Annotated in this window: 22 protein-coding genes; 19 read left to right on the plus strand and 3 right to left on the minus strand. The window is 59.1% G+C overall.

Annotation, left to right across the window (positions count from 1 at the left end; all coding sequences use genetic code 11):
• Positions 1–9: 9 nt before the first annotated feature.
• The gene (locus BLS30_RS14815; RefSeq protein ID WP_046478355.1) at positions 10–357 is read left to right on the plus strand and encodes a DUF1491 family protein; all 348 of its coding nucleotides are present in this window, start codon (positions 10–12) and stop codon (positions 355–357) included.
• Between the two features lie 380 nt (positions 358–737).
• Here the strand turns inward: BLS30_RS14815 and BLS30_RS14825 are convergent, their stop codons facing one another.
• The 3 genes from BLS30_RS14825 to BLS30_RS14835 all read right to left on the minus strand — a co-directional run bounded on the left by BLS30_RS14825 (position 738) and on the right by BLS30_RS14835 (position 4,277).
• Entirely contained in the window at positions 738–1,322 is a 585-nt protein-coding gene (locus tag BLS30_RS14825; protein WP_046478357.1) for a DUF1254 domain-containing protein, read from the minus strand.
• A 2-nt stretch (positions 1,323–1,324) separates the two neighbouring features.
• Positions 1,325–1,948, minus strand: a complete 624-nt coding sequence (locus tag BLS30_RS14830) for a DUF1214 domain-containing protein (protein WP_052744009.1) — start codon at positions 1,946–1,948, stop codon at positions 1,325–1,327.
• A gap of 106 nt (positions 1,949–2,054) precedes the next feature.
• Entirely contained in the window at positions 2,055–4,277 is a 2,223-nt protein-coding gene (locus tag BLS30_RS14835; RefSeq protein WP_076605318.1) for a transglycosylase domain-containing protein, read from the minus strand.
• Between the two features lie 180 nt (positions 4,278–4,457).
• Here BLS30_RS14835 and BLS30_RS14840 point away from each other — a divergent pair, with 180 nt between their 5' ends.
• The 18 genes from BLS30_RS14840 to BLS30_RS14925 all read left to right on the plus strand — a co-directional run bounded on the left by BLS30_RS14840 (position 4,458) and on the right by BLS30_RS14925 (position 20,790).
• Positions 4,458–4,904: a YcgN family cysteine cluster protein gene (locus BLS30_RS14840; RefSeq protein WP_046478358.1), complete on the plus strand. Its 447-nt coding sequence runs from the start codon at positions 4,458–4,460 to the stop codon at positions 4,902–4,904.
• 139 nt (positions 4,905–5,043) lie between these two features.
• Complete coding sequence (locus BLS30_RS14845) at positions 5,044–5,595, plus strand: hypothetical protein (RefSeq protein WP_046478359.1); 552 nt, start codon at positions 5,044–5,046, stop codon at positions 5,593–5,595.
• Positions 5,549–6,853, plus strand: a complete 1,305-nt coding sequence (locus BLS30_RS14850) for a DNA-packaging protein (RefSeq protein WP_046478360.1) — start codon at positions 5,549–5,551, stop codon at positions 6,851–6,853. The genes BLS30_RS14845 and BLS30_RS14850 overlap by 47 nt, the downstream gene beginning before the upstream one ends.
• 48 nt (positions 6,854–6,901) lie before the next feature.
• Positions 6,902–8,098 (plus strand): phage portal protein, encoded by a 1,197-nt coding sequence (locus BLS30_RS14855; protein ID WP_244512485.1) that lies wholly within the window; start codon positions 6,902–6,904, stop codon positions 8,096–8,098.
• Complete coding sequence (locus BLS30_RS14860; protein WP_244464906.1) at positions 8,076–8,789, plus strand: HK97 family phage prohead protease; 714 nt, start codon at positions 8,076–8,078, stop codon at positions 8,787–8,789. Before BLS30_RS14855 ends, BLS30_RS14860 begins: the two co-directional genes overlap by 23 nt.
• A 26-nt stretch (positions 8,790–8,815) precedes the next feature.
• Positions 8,816–10,039: a phage major capsid protein gene (locus tag BLS30_RS14865; protein ID WP_090229920.1), complete on the plus strand. Its 1,224-nt coding sequence runs from the start codon at positions 8,816–8,818 to the stop codon at positions 10,037–10,039.
• Between the two features lie 202 nt (positions 10,040–10,241).
• The gene (locus BLS30_RS14870) at positions 10,242–10,838 is read left to right on the plus strand and encodes a head-tail connector protein (protein ID WP_244512463.1); all 597 of its coding nucleotides are present in this window, start codon (positions 10,242–10,244) and stop codon (positions 10,836–10,838) included.
• Positions 10,835–11,173: a phage head closure protein gene (locus tag BLS30_RS14875; RefSeq protein ID WP_046478363.1), complete on the plus strand. Its 339-nt coding sequence runs from the start codon at positions 10,835–10,837 to the stop codon at positions 11,171–11,173. The genes BLS30_RS14870 and BLS30_RS14875 overlap by 4 nt, the downstream gene beginning before the upstream one ends.
• A 151-nt stretch (positions 11,174–11,324) precedes the next feature.
• Entirely contained in the window at positions 11,325–11,735 is a 411-nt protein-coding gene (locus tag BLS30_RS14880) for a DUF3168 domain-containing protein (protein WP_046478364.1), read from the plus strand.
• Between the two features lie 118 nt (positions 11,736–11,853).
• Positions 11,854–12,267, plus strand: coding sequence for a phage major tail protein, TP901-1 family (locus tag BLS30_RS14885; RefSeq protein ID WP_090229924.1), 414 nt, complete (start codon positions 11,854–11,856; stop codon positions 12,265–12,267).
• 19 nt (positions 12,268–12,286) lie between these two features.
• The gene (locus BLS30_RS14890) at positions 12,287–12,679 is read left to right on the plus strand and encodes a gene transfer agent family protein (protein ID WP_090229927.1); all 393 of its coding nucleotides are present in this window, start codon (positions 12,287–12,289) and stop codon (positions 12,677–12,679) included.
• Positions 12,679–12,852: a phage tail assembly chaperone gene (locus BLS30_RS14895; protein WP_076605319.1), complete on the plus strand. Its 174-nt coding sequence runs from the start codon at positions 12,679–12,681 to the stop codon at positions 12,850–12,852. Before BLS30_RS14890 ends, BLS30_RS14895 begins: the two co-directional genes overlap by 1 nt.
• 3 nt (positions 12,853–12,855) lie before the next feature.
• Positions 12,856–13,440 (plus strand): phage tail tape measure protein, encoded by a 585-nt coding sequence (locus tag BLS30_RS14900; RefSeq protein WP_046478367.1) that lies wholly within the window; start codon positions 12,856–12,858, stop codon positions 13,438–13,440.
• 19 nt (positions 13,441–13,459) lie between these two features.
• Positions 13,460–14,098 carry a DUF2460 domain-containing protein gene (locus tag BLS30_RS14905; protein ID WP_046478368.1) on the plus strand — a complete coding sequence of 213 codons (639 nt, stop codon included), beginning with the start codon at positions 13,460–13,462 and terminating at the stop codon, positions 14,096–14,098.
• The gene (locus tag BLS30_RS14910) at positions 14,095–14,967 is read left to right on the plus strand and encodes a DUF2163 domain-containing protein (RefSeq protein ID WP_046478369.1); all 873 of its coding nucleotides are present in this window, start codon (positions 14,095–14,097) and stop codon (positions 14,965–14,967) included. The genes BLS30_RS14905 and BLS30_RS14910 overlap by 4 nt, the downstream gene beginning before the upstream one ends.
• A 14-nt stretch (positions 14,968–14,981) precedes the next feature.
• A complete protein-coding gene (locus BLS30_RS14915) occupies positions 14,982–15,458 on the plus strand; it encodes a C40 family peptidase (protein ID WP_244464907.1) in 477 nt (158 codons plus the stop codon).
• Positions 15,459–15,460: 2 nt separating this feature from the next.
• Positions 15,461–19,432, plus strand: coding sequence for a baseplate multidomain protein megatron (locus tag BLS30_RS14920; protein ID WP_090229929.1), 3,972 nt, complete (start codon positions 15,461–15,463; stop codon positions 19,430–19,432).
• Positions 19,433–19,461: 29 nt separating this feature from the next.
• Positions 19,462–20,790 (plus strand): TIGR02594 family protein, encoded by a 1,329-nt coding sequence (locus BLS30_RS14925; RefSeq protein WP_090229932.1) that lies wholly within the window; start codon positions 19,462–19,464, stop codon positions 20,788–20,790.
• The last annotated feature ends 59 nt before the right edge of the window (positions 20,791–20,849 follow it).

Genomic DNA, 20,849 nt, shown 5'->3' on the forward strand with positions numbered 1-20,849 from the left:
GGCGGCGCGATGCGATTAAAATCTGAAATCTGGGTGAAGGCCTATATCCGGCGCTGCGGAGCTTCCGGGGGGGCGGCATTTGTCGTCCGGCGGGGTGATGACGCTGCAGGGAGTATTTTTATTCGCATCAATCGTCTCGACGGGACATCGACGTTATTTGGTCCGGCTGCTGCAGGGTTAGAGACAGCAGAGATTGAACGCCGATGGTCCCTCCGGCTGGGTCAGGATCCCAAACCAGACGAGGATATCGACGCGTACGTAGCACGTGAAATCAGCTTCGATCCGGACATTTGGGTTATTGAGGTTGAGGATCGTGAGGGGCGACATTTTCTCGAAGATTGGCTTGCTGAAGATTGATTGTCGTCGGTGTGTGTTACGCTTAAGCTTCGGTTAAGGGAATCATTGCCCTAATCTTCGAAAGTGGGAGCATCCTGGTGGTGCGACAAGCCCGGAAGCACCCTGTGCGACGTAGCGATGGCGTGTTCTATCGCTCGTGTGGCGACTAATTCCGGGGGGTGCTATGGGCACCGTGATCGAGTTTCCAAAGGCGAGGACTGTACGAACCGACAGCATAGATCTGGATGATTTATGCACGACCGGTGAAGTAGTGCTCTTCACAGGCGTTAGATACGCAGAGTTGGAAGCACAGAATAAAGCTGTCCATGAGGACGGTTCCAACGCTTGTAGTAATGAGAAAGACGCGACGGCCTAAACCGGGGCCGTTTGCTTGGCTGATTTTAGAACGGCTCCCAGCTGCAGCGGGCGCGACGTAGGTCGGCTTCGATAAGGTGGTTGTAAGCCTCACCTTTATCCGGTGCTCTGATGATGGCTATTCCGCGCGAGCTTTCCACGGTTTGCGTGCGCGCTGTAGGGCGAGGTCTGCCAAGGGCCTCGGGAGACATTCCAAAAAAGCGGTCTTCAGTGGGCACGATACGAAGGCGCAGCGTGGTGCTGCGGTCATCTCGGCCCGTGGCAGAATAGACGTTGTCACCGTCGGGTGTGTGCAAAGCGAGGGACCACCCGCGCCCAGGTAGCACGGCTGTAACCGTGACCGGACCCGCCGTGGCATCGTAGCGGCACATGGCGTAACGAACGTCGGGCGTCAGGAACGGCAGCGGCTGCGCTTCAGGTGTTACAGGTGGAAGTATCTTTATCTTGTTGACTGGTAGAACGGGCTCCAGCCGGGCGTAGGCTGTCGAGACGTTGAAGAGAGGTGCCGTCAAGGTTGCGATGATGTGCAGAATGCCTATGGCGCACAGAGCGGCCAAAATCACGCGCAGATTGGGGCGCCCGAGCTTTGCCAATCTTTTCAGAATGCGCATGATCATCGGCAGGCCATGCGCTTAATTGAGGGAAGGGTAAGGTCGGCGGCTTCTCCGTCTACAATGGACGTGGCGCCTTCCACGACAGCCAGAATAAGTGTCAGGCGGCCACCGCCACCGGTTGGAAGCCAGTTTCCTGGCCGTGCATCACGGGCCAATGTTACGGTGAAGGTATTGTCAGGCCCCACGGCTACGGTATCGCTTGTGAAGGAATAACGCGCTGCGGGGTTCGGGATCAGGCGGCCGTTATCGTCGAAGACAGTGATACTCCACCAGCGGGCGTCTATCTCTTGTCCCTTGATGCTGTATTCGCATGAAGAATGCAGGCGCATCCCGTCACTGTCATGGCTGGCGACGTAGGTGCCTGCGAGTTCGGTCGACAAGTTTAGCGTGCCGGATCGTGCGAAGTGGGCTCGTGTGTACGGATCTGCATCAGCGCGGCCTTCAGCCGTCCACGTGACCCAGGGCCCTACGCTTCGCGTGGTCAGGTTCGAGCCGGCGCTCACCATGTACCAGCTCGACGTCAGCCCACCGATCAGGACTATGCCGATGAACATCGCCCAGTCCGACAGTTTGTTGATGACTGTCAGCGTGGTCTTCTTGATCTTGTGAAGGGCGAACGGCATGTGGGCTCGGAGGTGGGGCTAAGCGTTGTGTGCGTGGCTCGAAGTGTGACGCGGGTTGCTCGTGAAGTGTTTTATCAGGCCTCTCTGGCTCGTTCGATTTTATATTTCATGGCCGGGACCTCAACGGAGCCCCCGCCTCGGCGCGTCGCCCGAGGTCAGATTTTGGCTGGGCTTCTTTTTCGCCGGGAGGACCCTCCGCAGGCTCCTGGCCACTGGCTTTGCGCATTGCTGTGCTTACCTGCTTCAGTACGTCCCGTGTTTTGCCCGGCATGAGGCTCGCCGTGTTGGACGGCTTCTGGGCATCACTGTTTGCAAAGCTGCCCTCAGCGCTGGCGAGTTCAGCCAAACGTTGGCGTTCAGCCACTTGAACTGGGTGGGGCCGCAGACCAGGAATTGTCGGGATATTCATGTCTGTATGGGCCACCGACATGTAGGCGTGCCACGTTTCTGCAGGAAGGCTGCCGCCGGTGACGCGGTTTGTCGGGCGGAAATCGTCGTTACCCAGCCATACACCGGTGACGTATTTTCCGGTGAAGCCCATGAACCAAGCATCGCGATAGCTTGAGCTCGTGCCCGTCTTACCGACCGCGTTTGTGAAATCGAGGCGTGCGCGTCCACCGGTTCCGGCTTCGACGACCTCTTGCAACATTCGATTCAAGTCTTCCGCAACTGACTGTTCAATGACGCGCGGCGGTTCGGGTTCGTCGCGTTCGCGCGAGTAAACGAGTTCGCCGCGTGAGTTGACGATTTCTAAAATACCGTAGGGCCGGACTAAGCGTCCGCCATTGGCAAAAGTGGCGTAGCCGCCCGTGTGTTCTAGTACCGTTACGCCGCCATCGCCGAGCGCCATCGAGCAACTTTTGGTAACGCCCGTAACACCGAGGCGGTTTACAACTTCAAGAAGATTGTCGCGGCCGAACTTCAGCGACAGATCGACGGCGGTGGTGTTGTAAGATTTTGCCAGGGCGTAGGACAGGGGAACGCGCCGACCGCTACCATATCCGCCGCTGTAGTTTTTCGGTGTCCAGTTTCCGCAGCTGCGGGAGCTGTCGCGAACCATTGTGTTGGGTTTGTAGCCGTTTTCCAGTGCTAGCAAATAGACATAAGGCTTGAAGGATGAGCCGGGTTGGCGACGTGCGGCTGTTGCACGATTGAACTGGCTTGCGCCGTAATCTACGCCACCAACAATGGCGCGGACTGCTCCATCCGTTTCCATCGAGACTAGGGCGCCGGACTTGACCCGATTGTGCCTGCCTTCGCGGCGGATCGTGGAGGTCAGAGCCTCTTCCGCAGCGCGTTGCAAATTGAGATCCACTGTCGTGCGGGCCGTCAGGACAAATTCACCTTTGCCCTTGGCTATGCGCTGAACTTCTTCGAAGGCCCAGTCGAGGAACCAGTCCGGGCTCGAAGGATCGTTGTGTTCAACGATCTTCGCGGGATGAAGCCGAGCATCGTAAACTTGGCCCGCCGTGTAGAAGCCGGCTTCCACCAAATTTGAAAGGACCTCGTTGGTGCGCGCGCGCGATGCAGCCAGGTTGATGTGTGGCGCGTAGCTGGTCGGAGCTTTGAACAGACCACCGAGGAGAGCAGCCTCGGCCAAGTTTACGTCACGGACGGATTTGCCGAAGTAAAATTGCGAGGCGGCTTCCACGCCGAAAGCACCACCGCCCATGTAAGCTCGATCGAGATAGAGCTTGAGAATTTCGCGTTTGGTGAAGCGGGATTCCAATAGGAACGCGAGGAACACTTCCTTCAGTTTGCGCTGGATTGAGCGTTCCGGCGAAAGAAAGAGGTTTTTGGCGAGCTGCTGCGTAAGCGTCGAACCGCCCTGTACGACGGCGTCCGCACGCAGGTTTTCGATCAGCGCGCGGAGAGTGCCCTGGAAGTCGACACCGAAATGCTCGAAGAAGCGCCGGTCTTCCGTCGCCAAGGTTGCCTTGATGACCGGGTCTGGGATTTCTTCGAGTGGAACTGCGTCATTGTGCAGGATGCCGCGCTTGCCGATTTCGTTGCCATCTCGGTCGAGGAACTTTACGGAGTATTGGCCGGTGAGGAAGCTTTCCTCACTAAATTCCATGAAGGCCGGGAGAGCCAGAGCGTAAAGTAGAATAAAACCGCCGGTTGCCAGGGTCAGGCACTCGCAGGCCAATTCGTTGAAGAGGCGTTTCCATCCCGTAAGCCGGAAGCGCGCAAAGAAGCTCGACGCCGAATTCCAGGAATCGCAAATGCGGACCCAGGTTTCGGACATCATCGAATCGATCTTCGAATCGATGCTGAGCCAATCTATGATGCGGTCGCGTCCGCCCTGCTTGAAAAACCAGTCGCTCACGGCATGTTGCCCTGTCGATTTGACGGTGCGTAGTTTGGTACTGATCGCACTGAATTAACTCAGCTCGACGCAAGGTGCCAGAGCCAGCTATCAAGTTTGCGCAATAAGAGGTCGCAAATATGGTTCGGCACCCGGTATGCCAGGCGAGCATAGCGGATGCTGAGGCAATAAGGAGACAAGATGTCAGAGCCGTTCTGGCGCACGAAATCGCTTGAAGAATTGTCTCAGGACGAATGGGAGGCTTTGTGCGATGGCTGTGGACGCTGCTGCCTTCTTAAGCTTGAGGACGAGGATACCGGCGAGGTACACCTCACGCGATTGTCATGCCGCCTGCTTGATGTCGGCAACTGCAGGTGTGCGGATTATGAGCGTCGACATGACGCCGTGCACGATTGCATTTCGATTTCACCGGAAATGATCCGCAAGCTGGATTGGCTTCCGGGAAGTTGCGCCTATCGGCGGGTTGCGGAGGGACGCGACTTGGCTTGGTGGCATCCCTTGGTTTCGGGGACGATTGAGACGGTGCATCAGGCTGGAATTTCGGTGCGCGGTTGGGCGCGCCCAGAAGGTACGGTCAACGCCTACAGCATGCACAGGTATATTATCGCGGATTTTGAAGAAGAATGAATTTCGATACTTATCCCCACCGTCGCGCTGCTCGAATAGTATTTGGGTATGGCTGGTAAAGGGTCTCGAGATCCTTACGGCGATCATAGAAAGATCGTTCCGGCCGAAATATAATATCACTGACCATTGAAGAGGCTCGATGCCCATCGCAGACGCGAATTGGGCCGAGATCAGGCGTGCCTACGAGGCTGGACTGGAAACAGTGGCGGCGCTCGCGACACGGTGTGCGGTTTCGGCAGATAGGATCTACAGACGCGCCCGGAAGGAAGGCTGGACGCGCCGGTCATCGCGGCGTGTGAAACAGGCCAAGGGCAAACGCGCTGCGGGCAAAGTTTGTGGAGCTAAGCCGCGCGGCCGTGACGATCGCAAAATCAGTCACGTGGCAATGATCCAGCGGCTTTATCGGGCCATTGACGAAAACCTTAAACGATTGGAGGCCCGGATGGGCTCTGGACGAGAAGTCTCCGCGGCGGAAAGCGCGCGAGAGACGCGGGAACTTGGGGTGATGATTCGAAGCTTCGAAAAGGTGACGGCGTTTGCAACCGACATCGAACGTAGCCGTAAACCCGCCGCACCGGAGCGTATCAGTTCCGCCGATGCGGAGCGCATGCGCGAAGAGATTGCGAAGCGCCTTGAACGCCTCAATGGAGCGGGGAACCCTGGAGCGGGATCTCGGCCTCCTAAGCGATGATCAGGTCGCGGTACTCCACCGCGATTGGCAAGTCTGGGCGCGTGATGATCAACTTCCACCTGTAGTTGGGGAAGATGGAGTGCCTTGGCGCGTCTGGCTTATTCTTGGTGGGCGCGGGGCGGGCAAGACGCGGGCAGGTGCTGAGTGGGTGAGGGCAAAAGCGCTGGGGCTTGGTCCGGTGGGATCGAAGCCTGCGCAACGCATTGCTTTGGTCGGTGAGACAATCGGCGAAGTTCGCAATGTCATGGTCGAAGGCGTTTCGGGAATACTTTCGGTTCATGGGGCCGGGGAGCGGCCAAGTTTTGAAACGTCGAGGCTACAACTTACTTGGTCGAACGGTGCTGTGGCGCAGATGTTTTCGGCCGAAAATCCTGAGGGGCTACGTGGGCCGCAGTTCGATGCGGCGTGGTGTGACGAAATCGCGAAGTGGCGGACTGCGGACGAAACCTGGGACATGCTGCAATTCGGCCTACGTCTTGGTGAGCGACCACAGGTGGTGGCGACCACGACGCCGCGGCGTGTGCCAATTTTGGAACGGCTGATGGAGGATGCGTCGACAGTTGTCAGCCGCTCGACCACTGCGGACAACGCGGGCAATCTCGCGCCCTCGTTTGTTGCAGAGATGATGCGTCGCTACGGCGGAAGCGTTCTCGGGCGGCAGGAGCTGTTTGGAGAGATCATCGCGGACGACGGCGGAGGACTATGGCGCCGCGATTGGATTGAGGAACAGAGAGTTGCCAGTCCGCCACCGTTGAAAAGGATCGTCGTCGCGGTTGATCCGCCGGTTACGGCGACCGTTCAGTCGGATGCCTGCGGAATCGTGGTTGCGGGAGAAGGATTGGATCGGCGCTATTACGTGCTTGCCGATCGCAGTATTCAAGGACGCGAGCCTGCGGTCTGGGCACGGGCAGCAATTGCCGCGAAGAAGGACTTCGACGCAGATCGCGTGGTGGCGGAGGTCAATCAGGGCGGGGATTTGGTGGCGAGCGTACTCCGTCACGTTGATCCGCAATGCCCTGTCCGCAAGGTGCGTGCGACGCGCGGCAAATGGCTTCGCGCTGAGCCCGTGGCTGCTCTTTATGCCGAAGGCCGCGTTGCCCACGTTGGGGCGTTGACTGCGTTGGAAGACGAAATGTGTCTGTTTGGGACGAATGCCTGGGGGCGTGGTCGCAGTCCTGATCGGCTTGATGCCCTGGTGTGGGCGTTGAGCGACCTGATGGAACCTGAGACAGCAGGGCCAGCGGTTCGACTGCTTTGACGTTCTAATTTTCGAAACACAAACCGATGGATGGTTCGCATGGCGCGCATGATGCAGGCGCTGGCGCGATGGCTGTTGCCCAGTCTGCGGTCAGATCCTGGCGCGGCGAAGGCTAGTGCGACTGGTGCGCTGATCGCGGTTGGCGGCCCGGGGCGTGCCGTGTGGAGTCCGCGGGATTATGCAACCTTTGCTCGCGAGGGCTATGGACAGAACGCGATCGTCTATCGATCGGTCCGCATGATCGCCGAAGCTGCTGCCTCCGTTCCGTTGCTGCTTTACGACGGCGACATCGAGCTTAGCGAACATCCGCTGCTGGATTTGATTGCGAGACCGGGGCTTGAGCAGACCGGTGTCGATTTGTTCGAGTCCTGGTACGGACACTTGTTGGTGGCCGGCAACGTGTATGCCGAAGCGGTCGCGGTCGGGCGTGAGATCCGCGAGCTGTTTGTGTTGCGGCCTGATCGCATGAAGGTCGTGCCCGGTAGTGATGGGTGGCCGGAAGCCTATGAATACACTGCGGACGGGCGAACGGTTCGATTTCAGCAGGATTTGGAGGGCGGCATACGTCCCATTCTGCATGTCAGGTTGTTCCATCCGACGAACGATCATTATGGGATGAGCCCAATTGAGGCGGCTGCCTCCGCGATCGATATTCATAACGAGGCGGCAAAGTGGAACAAGGCGCTCTTGGACAATGCCGCACGACCTTCCGGTGCGCTCATCTACGCGGCGCGCGACGGTCATCTGACGGGCGAACAATATGATCGTCTCAAGGCTGAGTTCGAGGGTGGGTTTCAAGGCGCCAGCCATGCCGGGCGGCCTCTGCTACTCGAGGGCGGGCTTGACTGGAAACCGCTCAGCCTTAGCCCGAAGGAGATGGATTTCATCGAGGCGAAGAACGCGGCTGCGCGTGAAATCGCCCTTGCGCTGGGTGTGCCGCCGATGCTGCTCGGTATTCCTGGCGACAATACCTACTCAAACTATCAGGAAGCCAACCGGTCGTTCTGGCGGCAGACGGTGTTGCCCATGGTGCACCGGACCGCGAAGGCCATGTCAGCGTGGTTAGGTCCTTCCTTCGGAGGCGGGCTCGAGTTGCGCCCTGATCTCGATCAGATCGAAGCATTGTCGACTGAGCGTGAAGCTCTGTGGTCACGCGTGGAGGGAGCAAGTTTTCTCACGCGTGACGAAAAGCGCGCAGCGGTTGGCTACGGGACGGCCCCTGATGGTGACGGCGCGTATGAGTGAAGCTGGACAAGTTCGGGAGGCTGGCTTGGAAGCGAAATTCTTGTCGCTCGATTTCAAGGGCGTCGATGCCCAAGGGTGTTTTTCCGGATATGCGAGCCTGTTCGAGCGGGAGGATCTCGGTCGCGATGTGATTGCCGTCGGCGCCTTTGCTGAGAGCTTGCGTCAGAAGGGGGCGGGGGGCGTCAAGCTGCTGTTTCAGCACGATGCTAATCAACCCATCGGGATCTGGACAGAGCTGCGCGAGGATGCCCGTGGGCTTTTTGCCAAAGGGCAGCTCACGGACGAGGTCGCGCGGGCGCGCGAGGTCGCGTCGTTGATGCGTGCGGGTGCACTGGACGGCTTGTCTATTGGGTTTCGTGCACTCAAGGCACGTCGTGATCCACGCAATGGGATACGCCGTATCGAGAAGGTCGACCTTTGGGAGATATCGGTGGTCACGTTTCCGATGCTTCCGGAGGCGCGGGTTTCACGCGTTAAAGCCGGATCGCTACCGGTGGGTGATCCTACGGAACGAGATTTCGAACGTTGGCTCACGCGGGATGCTGGGCTCACGCGTTCAGAAGCGCGCGCGCTCATGCGTAGCGGCTTCACAGGTTTCCGATCCTTGCGGGATGCGGGCGGAGGCTGTCGCGAAGGCCAGCGGCTCACTGAACGGATCAGTGCTGCCGCGCGTCTTTTGAGGACCAACTGACCGGATCGAGCAGGAAGAAAGTAACCATGTTTACGACACATGATATTGAACGGAAGGGAACGGATGACATCTCCATTGCTTTCGATGACTTTATGCAGGCGTTTGAAGCTTTCAAGGCTGCCAACGATGAGCGTCTGGAGAGCATCGAGAAACGCGTTTCGGCGGATGTCGTCACCACTGACAAGCTTGAACGCATCAACCGTGCGCTCGATGATTTGACGCTGAAGTCGCGACGTCCTCTGCTCGGTGCATCGGGTGGCGTTGCCCGTTCGTCGCTCTCCATCGAGCACAGGAACGCTTTCGATACCTACGTACGGAAGGGGGAAAGCGGCACACTTCGAGAGCTTGAAGGCAAGGCGCTTTCCGTGGGGTCTGATCCGGATGGTGGGTATCTTGTGCCGGAGGAAACGGAAGCGGCGGTCAACCGCGCGCTGAAAGATATCTCTCCTATCCGGGCGATCTCCGGTGTGAGGCAGGTTTCCGGCTCCATTTACAAGCGACCGTTTGCTGTATCGGGTCCGGATACGGGCTGGATCGGGGAGACCGCAGCGCGCGTTGAGACGGCGACGCCAACGCTTGCAGAGCTGTCGTTTCCCACGATGGAACTTTACGCAATGCCTGCGGCGACTTCGAGCTTGCTCGATGACAGTGCCGTCGACATCGATGCCTGGCTGGCGGAAGAAGTGCGTATCGCCTTTGCGGAACAGGAAGGCCAAGCCTTTGTCGCCGGCGATGGTGTGAATAAGCCGAAAGGATTTCTCAGCTATACGACCGTCGACAACGCTGCGTGGGAATGGGGCAAGGTCGGTGTTTTGACGACGGGTGTTGCCGGAGACTTTGCTGCGTCTAATCCTGGCGACATTCTGATTGATCTCATTTACGCGGTGCGTTCGGGTTATCGGGCGAATGCTCACTTCGTCATGAACCGGTCAACGCAGGCGGAGATCCGAAAGCTCAAAGACAACGATGGTCATTACCTGTGGCAGCCGGGCGCGCGACCTGGTGAAGCTCCTTCCTTGTTGGGCTTCCCCGTGGCAGAGGCGGAGGACATGCCGGATATCGCGGCGGATGCGCTTGCCGTGGCCTTCGGCGATTTCAGGCGCGGCTATCTGATCGTGGACCGACTGGGTATTCGCGTGCTGCGAGACCCTTATTCCGCGAAGCCCTACGTGTTGTTTTATACGACGAAGCGTGTGGGCGGTGGCATCCAAGATTTCGATGCGATCAAGCTTTTGCAGTTCAGCGCCTAGTCGCTGAATTCCGCGACACGACGATTCATTGGGATGGGCGCTGGCCGTTGGGGTCGCGCCCTTTTTTGTTTCCGCCAGCGGGTCTCCTCTGCCGCTGCCGGAGAGTGCAGGGCCGCCTGACACGCCACATACGGCGGTCCTGCCGCTTTCTTTTTAAAGACGGCTGTCAGGCTGTTCGTTGAACTGGAATGGCAAAACGCGGTTGTCGAGAATAGGTGACCTATTGGCTCTCGTCCTGCAAAGCGGCCCGGCTTCCGAACCCGTTTCGGTTGAGGAGGCGAAGGGATATCTGCGCATTGACGGAAATAGCGAGGATGCCCTCGTCTCCAGTCTAATCCTGACGTCGCGCCTGCATGTCGAGGCGGCTCTTGGGGTGGCGTTGATAACGCAGGATTGGCGGTTGGTTCTGGATCACTGGCCGCGTTCGGGAGCGGTGCGGTTGCCGCTTCGCCCTCTACAGTCAGTGAACGCAGTGCGTGTGTTCGATGCCGATGGAGGGCACGCCACGGTCGATCCCGCCCGCTACGTGGTCGACACTGCGGGAACGCCAGCGCGTTTGATCGCGACAGTTGCTGGCTGGCCTAAGCCGACCCGCGTCGGCAACGGGATAGAGATCGATCTGACAGCCGGCTATGGAGGTGCGCTTGAGGATGTGCCTGAACCCATCCGCCAAGCGCTGCTGTTACTCGTCGCCCATTGGTATGAGCACCGCGACCCGATCGAAATCGGATCGGATGGGGTGGCTATTCCGGCTAGTGTTTCCCGGTTGTTGAAGCCCTATCGAATGGTGCGCGTATGACCCGAGGTGGGGATGTTCGCATTGGCGACCTGCGGCAACGTGTTGGTATTGAACGTGTTGTGCGCGTCACGGATGGTGGCGGCGGTGCGGAAGAAGAATGGGACATGGTGGCTGAAGTCTGGGCGGCCGTGATGCCGTTGACAGGCACCGAACGCGTCGAAGCCGATGCCGTTAATGGGAACGTCTCCCACGAGATCTGGATGCGTTATCGCCCGGATGTCGCTCCTGATATGCGGCTGCGCCTTGGGCCTCGGCTGTTCGACGTACGGGCCGTCATGGATGTCGAAGAACGTCGCCGGTTTCTGCGGTGCTTATGCGAGGAGCGGGATCTGTGAAGGTGGGCGTGACGCTGCGTGGATTAAGCAGCAAAGCACGCTCGTCACGCAGACGTCTGGTGGAAGAGCGGATTGCCAGGCTCATTGCAAAGCGTGGACGGCGTGTTCGTCGGTTCTCCCTCAACCTTCGTGAGATGCGGGTGAGGACCTAATGGCGAGTGCTGGATGGGCATTGCAAAAGGCTGTTTACGCCGCCCTGTCGGGTGACGCGGCTCTTACGGCGCGGCTCGGGTCGAACCAAGTTTTCGATGACGTGCCGCGCGAAGCCGAGTTTCCTTACGTCGCGTTCGGCCCAACGGTTGAGCGGGACTGGAGCACCGGGTCTGAGGTGGGGCGTGAACATGTATTCGTTTTGCATGTGTGGTCGCGGCATAGCGGACGACGAGAGACGGTTGAAGTGATGGATGTCGTGCGAGCCGCACTGCATGAGCGGCCTCTTACTCTCGACGGACACCGACTCATAAACCTCCGGCATGAGATGTCGGAGGTACGACGCGATGAGGATGGCGAGACCTATCAAGGGATCGTGCGGTTCCGGGCTGTCACGGAGCCTGAGGTTTAAACAGCATTGGCCCGCACGCATTCCTGCGTCATGACGCGGTGATGACGCCGGTTGGGATGAAGGTGCGTTGCGGGCCAGTTGGTTGTGCCGAGTGCGACTTTAAAAAAGGACGATCCGAATGGCGGCTCAAAAGGGCAAAGACCTGTTGCTGAAGGTCGATAGCGATGGGTTGGGCAGCTTTGTTACGGTTGCGGGATTGCGAACGCGGAGTCTCGTTTTCAACGCGGAGACGGTGGACGTCACGCATCAGGAGTCGGCTGGGCATTGGCGTGAGTTGCTTGCAGGTGCGGGTGTTAAAAGTGCCCGGCTGACGGGCGCTGGGATTTTTAAAGACGAAGCCTCAGACGAGACGGTGCGGGCGTATTTTTTTAACGGCTCGATTCGCTCCTGGCAGGTGGTGATTCCGGATTTTGGCACGATGACCGGACTGTTCCAGATCACCTCATTTGAGTTCAACGGTCGCCACGATGGGGAAGTCAATTTTGAGCTGTCGCTGGAAAGCGCCGGCGAAATCGATTTTGCGGCGGCTTGAGACAACAGGAGCAGTTGGAATGGCGAACCGGCATCGCGGTGAGATCGAGGCGCAACTGGATGGCAAGGCTTTCACGCTGTGTCTGACGTTGGGCGCGCTTGCGGAATTGGAAGCGGTTTTCGGGCATGATGACATGGTGGGGCTGGCATCGCGTTTTGAACGCGGGCGGATTTCGGCAAGAGACGCCCAGCGTGTGATCGGGGCCGGGCTCCGAGGGGTGGGTTACGATATTTCCGATGCGGTGGTTGCCTCGATGCAAGCGGAGGGCGGTGCGGCGGGGTTCGTAGACATCGTCGCTCGGCTGCTTTCAGTGACGTTCGGAGGTTCTGAAGGGACTTCTTCCAGTGGAGAGCCGGAGCCTCAGCGGGAGGCGGAGGGGATTGCGGGTGTCCCTTTCCCTGGGACGAGGTGATGGCCGTGGGCTTAGGCCTGCTTGGGTTGGCGCCTGCTGAGCTCTGGGCAATGACGCCGCGTGAGTTCGAAGCTGCGCTGCGTGGCCGTCTGGGCCGTGGCTCAAGATTATCGGCGCTCTCGCGAGAAGATCTGGGCCACCTGATGCGCGCATATCCAGATCGAAAGGACTGATCCATGGGTGACTTCGATGAAGGGCTCGAGACGTGGACGGTTGTGGTGGATGCGGACACGCGGGCGCTGCGTCAGGAGTTGGACGTTGCGTCAACGCTCGGGCGGCGGTTTTCGAATTCTCTGGTCAAGGCTTTTGAGGGGATTGCGGTCAAGGGGCGTAGCCTGGGGGAGGTGTTGCGGGGGCTGACGGCTGATCTCTCAGGCATCGTTCTCAAAGCTGCTTTCAAACCGCTCGAACAGGGATTTGGATCACTTGTTTCGGGATTGTTTGCGGGCGGACTTGGTGTTGCCCGGGGTGCACCAACCCCTTTGCCGGTTCCCTTTGCCAAGGGCGGCGTCGTGCAAAGCCCTTTCACATTTCCGGTGAAAGGTGGCGTTGGCTTGGCTGGCGAAGCCGGCGCCGAAGCCATTATGCCGTTGGCCAGGGGGCGGGACGGTCGACTCGGTGTTGTGGCACAGGGTGACCGCGCGGGAATCAATGTTGTGGTCAATGTCACGACACCGAACGCGGAAAGTTTTCAGCGCGCGCAGACACAGGTGGCGGCTGCAATGGCGCGCGCGATCTCTATGGGGCAGCGCAATCTCTAGGTGGGCGGGCTAACTGGCTATGTCGTTTCATGAGGTGCGCTTTCCCAGCGGGATTTCCCGGGGAGCGCAAGGTGGACCGGAACGCCGGACGGATGTCGTGGTGCTGGGTTCCGGCTTCGAAGAGCGCAACAGCCGGTGGGCGGATTCGCGGCGCAGTTTTAATGCGGGATACGGCGTACGTTCCTTGGATGATCTGCACGCGGTGATCACCTTCTTCGAAGAGCGGCGTGGGCGGCTTTACGGGTTTCGTTGGCGAGATCATAGCGACTGGAAGTCGTGTACGCCCGGACAGGTGCCGAGCGCTGAGGACCAGGTGATTGGTGTGGGGGACGGTGCCCGCGCCGTATTTCCGCTGACCAAGACTTATGGTGGCGCGGATGCGCCGTGGGTTCGGGAGATCAAGAAGCCGGTGGCTGAGAGCGTGCTCGTTGCGATCGATGGAACGCCGGTGGCTGAGGGTGAGGTGTTCTCGGCTGATACGACGCGTGGGCTCGTGACGTTTTTGCCTGGTTATGAACCGGAGGCAGGTGCGGTTGTGTCGGCTGGGTTCGCGTTTGATGTCCCGGTCCGTTTCGATACCGACAAGCTTGAAGTCAACGTACAGGGATTTACGCACGGAGCCCTCCCTAACATTCCCGTTGTTGAGATCCGCCTATGAAGCAACTGCCCGAGGGATTGGCTGCAAAGCTTACCAGCGGTGTGACGACGCTGTGTTGGTGTTGGCGATTGAAACGGCATGATGGTGTGACGCAAGGCTTCACAGATCATGATCGAAACGTTCTTTTCGACGAGACCGTATTTGAGGCGGCTACGGGCTTCACGGCTAGTGAAATACGGGACTCCGTCGGGCTGAGCGTCGATAACTTAGAGGTGACGGGTGCGCTAACGTCAGAACGGCTGACGGAGACTGATCTGGCGGCTGGCCTCTACGATGATGCGCAGGTCGAGATTTTCCGGGTCGATTGGGAGGCTCCGGAAAATCGTGTGCTGATGCGCTCGGGAAGCCTCGGAGAGGTGCGCCGCGCGGGCATAGGTTTTGCGGCCGAAGTTCGTGGGCTTGCGCATTACCTGCAGCAGACCAAAGGCAGGGTTTTCCAATACACGTGTGGGGCCGATCTTGGAGATCATCGCTGCAAGGTTGCTCTGGACACAGCGGAATACACTTCTGCGGGTGAGGTCGTCACGGTCATCAGCCCTCGCCGCTTCAGCGTTAGCGGGCTCGAACTTTTCGCAAACGGTTGGTTTACTCGCGGGCTTCTGACTTTCTCGAGTGGAGCTGCGAGCGGTCAGTCGATAGAAGTAAAATCGCACTCCAAGCCGGGAAGCGGCATTCAGATCGAGTTGTGGACTGCGGCACGGGCACCGCTCGAACCGGGGCACACGTTTCTCATCCGCGCGGGCTGCGACAAGACACTCGTTACGTGCCGGGAGAAGTTTTTCAACGCCGCGAATTTTCGTGGCTTCCCGCATATGCCCGGCAACGACTTCGTGGCGGCGTACGCGCCGAGCCGGACTAACAAAAGCTGACCGGATTGAACTCAATGGCAACCGTGGACGTCTCGCCAACTGAAGCGTGCGGCGCGTGGATGGCTTCCTCTGATGACGTGGTGCGTCTGGCGCGTGCGTGGATTGGGACACCTTACCATCACCAAGCCAGCCGTTGCGGGGTGGGGACCGATTGCCTGGGGCTCATACGCGGAGTTTGGAGGGAGCTCTACGGATCTGAGGTGCAGCAGCCCATAGCCTATACGCGTGACTGGTCTTCGCGAGCGGGAGAGGAACTGCTTCTAAGAGCGGCTCGCACGTATCTCGTGGAGCTGCCACCAGATGTGATCGCGGCGGGGCAGGTCCTGGTGTTTCGCTACCGCTGCGGCTTTGCGGCAAAGCACTGCGGACTTGCGACGAGCCCGGTGGCGTTTGTGCACGCCATGGAGGGCGTTGCGGTTAGCGAGGTTGCGTTGACCTCTTGGTGGCGTCGACGCATTGCTGGCGTGTTTTCGTTTCCTGGGATCAATTGAGAATGGCAACACTGGCCTTGGCCGCTGCAGGCGCCGCTGTCGGCAGCGCGGTTCTGCCTGCCGGCATGAGTGTGCTCGGGGTAACGATCTCGGGCGCGACCATCGGGTCGCAGATTGGAGCGCTTGCCGGAGCCTACGTCGATCAAGCGTTGTTTGGAGCTTCTGGGGAAACGCGGACGGTGGAAGGTCCACGGCTTCAACATCTGCATGTCACATCGTCCACTGAAGGCGCGGCGATCCCACGGATCTATGGCCGTGTGCGGCTCGGGGGCCAAGTGATTTGGGCAACGGATTTTGAAGAAGAGGTCCGCACGACAACCGAGACGTCCGGTGGCGGGAAGGGTGTTTCCAGCGGTGGAGGCGGCATCGAACGTGTTGAGTATCGGTATTATGCCAACTTCGCGGTGGCGATCTGCGAAGGCGAGATTAGCGGTTTAAGACGCGTATGGGCCGACGGTGCCGAGATTGATCTGTCACGCTATGTGACGCGGTTTTATCGTGGTTCTGAGACGCAGCCCGTTGATTCACTCATCTCCGCGCGGGAGGGGAGAGATCAGGCTCCGGCCTATCGGGGAACGGCGTATGTTGTGTTTGAGCGTCTGCCTTTGGCGCGGTTCGGCAATCGGCTGCCACAGCTGTCGTTTGAGGTTTATCGCTCGGTCGAACCGTTTGCCGAGGAGATCCGCGGGGTTGTGCTGATACCGGGATCGGGCGAATTTGTCTATGCGCCCGAGCCGGTGGTGCGGACGTTCGGATACGGTGGAACCAGAGCTGAAAACGTCCACACCCTGCAAGGTGCCAGCGACTGGCAGGTGGCGCTCGATCAGCTTGAAGATGAGCTGCCGAACGCGAAGAATGTTTCGCTCATTGTGAGTTGGTTCGGAACGGATCTGCGTGCTGGTCACTGCGCGATACGCCCGGGTGTTGATATTGCGGAGAAGACGACCGAACCCTTTACGTGGCGCGCCGGTGGCGCGATGCGGGCTCAGGCACATCTTATCAGTACGCATGATAGCGCGGCGGCCTATGGAGGGACGCCAGCCGATAGAACGGTGGTCGATGCCATCCGCGATCTCAAGCAGCGCGGCATCGGCGTTACGCTAACGCCATTCCTTTTAATGGACGTGCCCGATGGGAACGCGTTGGCCAATCCCTACGGTGGGGCTTCGCAACCTGCTTACCCGTGGCGTGGCCGTATTACATGCCATCCCGCTCCAGGTCAGCCGGGGAGCCCTGATAAGACGGCGACGGCAGCCACGCAGATTGCAGCCTTTGTCGGAACGGCGGAGGCGGCTGACTTCGATATTTCTGGTCGGACCGTTTCCTATTCGGGGCCCTCGGAGTGGTCCTATCGACGGATGGTGCTGCATCTGGCGCATCTCGCGAAGGCCGGGGGTGGGGTTGATACCTTCGTAATTGGAACCGAGCTGCGCGGGTTAACCTGGGTGCGAGACGGGGAGGGGAGCTATCCCTTCGTGGCTGCGCTTTGTGCGTTGGCGGATGACGTCAAAGCCGTGCTTGGTGCAGGCTGCAAGATTACGTATGCAGCGGATTGGTCTGAGTACTTCGGACATCAACCGCAGGATGGCTCCGGAGACGTGTGCTTTCATCTCGATCCCTTATGGGCGTCAGAGTCGATCGATGCCATTGGGATTGACTGTTATTGGCCGCTGGCGGATTGGCGCGATGGGCGAGAACACCTCGACTACGTCGGGGGGCATCGTTCGATTTACGACCTCGCATATCTGCGCAGCAATCTCGTCGGGGGCGAAGGGTTCGACTGGTATTATGCGAGCCCGACGGATCGTGATGTGCAGGCGCGTACGCCGATCACCGACGGAGCGGGAAAGCCCTGGGTGTTCCGTTACAAGGATGTCCGAAGCTGGTGGATCAACGCTCATTTCAATCGGCCCGGCGGTGTTGAGGACGTGGCCGCAACGGAATGGGTGCCTCAGTCCAAGCCTATCTGGTTCATGGAGATTGGTTGTCCGGCAGCGGACAAAGGCGCGAACCAACCTAACGTTTTTGTCGATCCGAAAAGTTCGGAGACGGCGTTGCCGTACTACTCGAACGGTGCGCGCGATGACCTTATGCAACGTTGCTACATCCGTGCCTTCGTCAGCGGTTTTGACCCAGATGCGGATGGATACGTCGCTGGGCTCAATCCCGTCTCCGAGGTTTATGGCGGGCGGATGGTCGATTGCGAGAGGATCTACGCCTACTGCTGGGATGCTCGTCCGTATCCGGCTTTTCCTCAGAACCTCGAAGCCTGGGGAGATGGAGCGAACTGGCGTCTTGGGCATTGGTTGAGCGGACGGCTTGCGAGTGTACCGTTGTCGGAGCTTGTTGAGGCGATCTTGCGGGACTTCGATTTCGATCGCTTCGAAGCGGAAAGCTTGCAGGGAATGGTGCCGGGTTACATCGTCGATCGCGCGATGAGTGCGCGAGATGCGCTGCAGCCGTTGGGGCTCGCGTATTTCTTCGATGCTGTCGAGAGTCAAGGCGCGATTGCTTTCCGGCATCGCGGTGCCAGTGGTCTTGCTGCTGATTTCGTTGAGGCCGATCTTGTTGAGGGCGACCCAGACACGCCGCTGGCAACGGTTGTGCGTGGGCAAGAGACTGACCTGCCTGCGTCGGCAAAACTCAACTATATCTCTAGTCTGTCGGACTATCAGCAAGCGGTGGTGGATGCACGGCGGCTTGTCGGAGCAAGTGGCCGTTTAGGCCGGGCGGATTTGCCTATCGTACTTGAGGCGGACCAAGCGACGCGTATTGCGGAGAGCTGGCTGTTTGAGACGTGGGCGTCGCGGGAGCGTGCGAGTTTCATTCTGCCGCCGAGCCAGATCGGGCTCGAGCCCGGGGACGTCGTGCGTCTGACCCGCCTTGGGAACGAACAACTTTTTCGTATCACGGAGATAGGAGACCACGGCGCCCGCGAAATCGAGGCGCGGAGCATCGATCCGGATATCTACGTGGGCGGTTCAGCTCCCCATAGAGAAGCAAGTGGGGTCGGACCGATCGATGTCGGACGCCCAAAAGTGGAACTTCTTGATCTTCCGTTGCTCACCTCAGATGAGGACACTCATGCCGCCTGCGGAGCCTATTTTGCGGCTTTGAAGTCACCTTGGCCGGGAGCAATCGCTCTTTATGGATCGCCTGAAGAGGCGGGCTATCGGCTTCGGTCTACGGCTGCTGCGCCAGCGATTTTGGGCGAGACGATCGAATCGCTACCGCCGGGACCGATTGCCCGGATTGATCATGCGAACCGGCTTCAGGTGTCTGTTTCTGGTGGTGAGCTGTATTCGGTTTCTCGACTTCAATTGTTGGCTGGGGCCAATGCCGCGGCCGTGCGTACCGGCGCCGGTGATTGGGAGATCCTGCAATTTGAAATGGCCGAATTGATCGGATCGGGGACCTATCTTCTGTCGGACTTATTGCGCGGGCAAGCAGGCAGCGAAGGCGCGATGCAAGCAGGTGAGCCCATCGCAGCGGGTGCGCCATTCGTGATGCTCAATGGCGCGATTGCACGCGTTGATCTCAGTCCAGAAGAGCTGGGGCTGCCCTATTTCTGGCGCTATGGCCCGGCGAACCGGGATCTCGCCGACGCTTCCTACGATCAACAGCAATATGCGTTTCGCGGCATTGGTCTCAGGCCCTATGCGCCGGTTCATTTGCGGGGGAGGCGTGCGGGCGGTGAGCTTGAGGTGACGTGGGTACGTCGCACGCGGGTTGGGGGCGACAGTTGGGGGACGTCAGTCGTGCCGTTGGCCGAAGAATTCGAACGCTATGAGATCGATATTCTTCGGCCGGATGGTTCGGTGGCGCGGACGCTGACGTCTGACACTTCGTCGGTAACGTATACGATCAGTGCCCAGATGGAAGATTTCGGCGGCGCACAGGAGCAGGTTCGTGTGCGCATTGCTCAGCTAAGCGCGGTTTTCGGCCGTGGGGCTTCAGCGACCGCGGTCCTCTGACTGGATAAACCACGACAAGGATATGTGTGATGGCAGCAAGCGAGCAGCCTGGCTGGCTTACGCAGGCATGGGAGGAGTTTGGCCAACGCGAAGTTAGTGGAGCTCGTCACAACGATCGTATTCTTGAGTTCTTTCGGGAGCTTGGACACGAGAGTGTTCGCCGGGATGAGGTGGCGTGGTGCGCTGTATTCCTGGGGGCAAGTTTGGAACGTTCGGGTGTTGCAAGTACGCGGTCGCTCATGGCGCGGTCTTACGTGGAGTGGGGAGTTCCCTTAGCGGCAGAGCGTTTTGGTGCTGTTGTTGTTCTCAGTCGAGGTCGTGATACGGCGCTGGGCCATGTCGGGTTTCTAGTCGGATGGACGGAGACGCGCCTGTGGCTGTTGGGCGGTAACCAAGCAAATGAAGTCAACGTTACGGCTTTTAATCGCGCGCGGCTTGTGGCGCTGCGATGGCCCAAACGCGAAACTGGCGTTTTAAGTCCTCGCTCAGACGACTTTTTTGAGTTGTCGCTTGCGCATGTCCTAGAGATGGAGGGCGGATATACCGACGATCCGCATGATCCTGGTGGTCCGACGAACAAGGGGATCACGTTGGCGACGTTCGCGGCTTGGCGTGGGCTCAAAGTTACATCTGAGCGCAGAGATGATCTGATCACCGGCTTGCGGCGTATTTCCGAATCCGAAGTCACCGAAATTTACCGGCAACGTTATTGGCGTCCCGCGGGCTGCTCGAGTTTGGCCCCGGCGCTCGCGTTTATGCATTTCGATGCCGCGGTCAACCACGGTGTGGGTACTGCAATTCGTATTTTGCAGGAAGCGAGTGGGGCTGCCGTCGACGGGAAGATCGGAGCAGAAACGCGCGGGAGGATTGCTGCCATGCCGATTATAGAACTTATTCGGACGTACGCTGAGATCCGCCGGCGTCGATATCGGTCGTTGCCGCATTTCTGGCGGTTCGGACGCGGCTGGCTGTCGCGGGTTGAAAAGACATTGGAGGGGGCGAAAACATTGCCGCCTCTTGGCCAAGTTTCGGCAAGCAAACCAAACCTGTCTATCGAGCAGCGAAATGGAGATGCAAGTATGAGTTCTCAGCAACCATCCTCAGACGTCACGCCAAAGTGGTGGGGTGAGTCCATGACCGTGTGGGGCGCTTTGATCGCTGCGGCGGCCAGCGTTTTGCCAGCCATCGCGCCGATTGTGGGGCTGGATATTACGGCTGATCTGGTGCGGCAGGTGGGGGAAGAGGTCCTACAAGTCGGACAGGCTCTTACGGCTCTCGTGGGAACCTTGATGGCAATTTATGGGCGTACTCAAGCAAAACGGCCGCTTATGCGGAAAGCTATGAGCTTGAAGCTATAGGCGTTTGAGGCGTTTCACACGCTGGTGCCAAATGGGGATGCGCAAAGCCCATTCAACGG

It is taken from the genome of Filomicrobium insigne (assembly GCF_900104305.1).
GTDB classification, from domain to species: domain Bacteria; phylum Pseudomonadota; class Alphaproteobacteria; order Rhizobiales; family Hyphomicrobiaceae; genus Filomicrobium; species Filomicrobium insigne.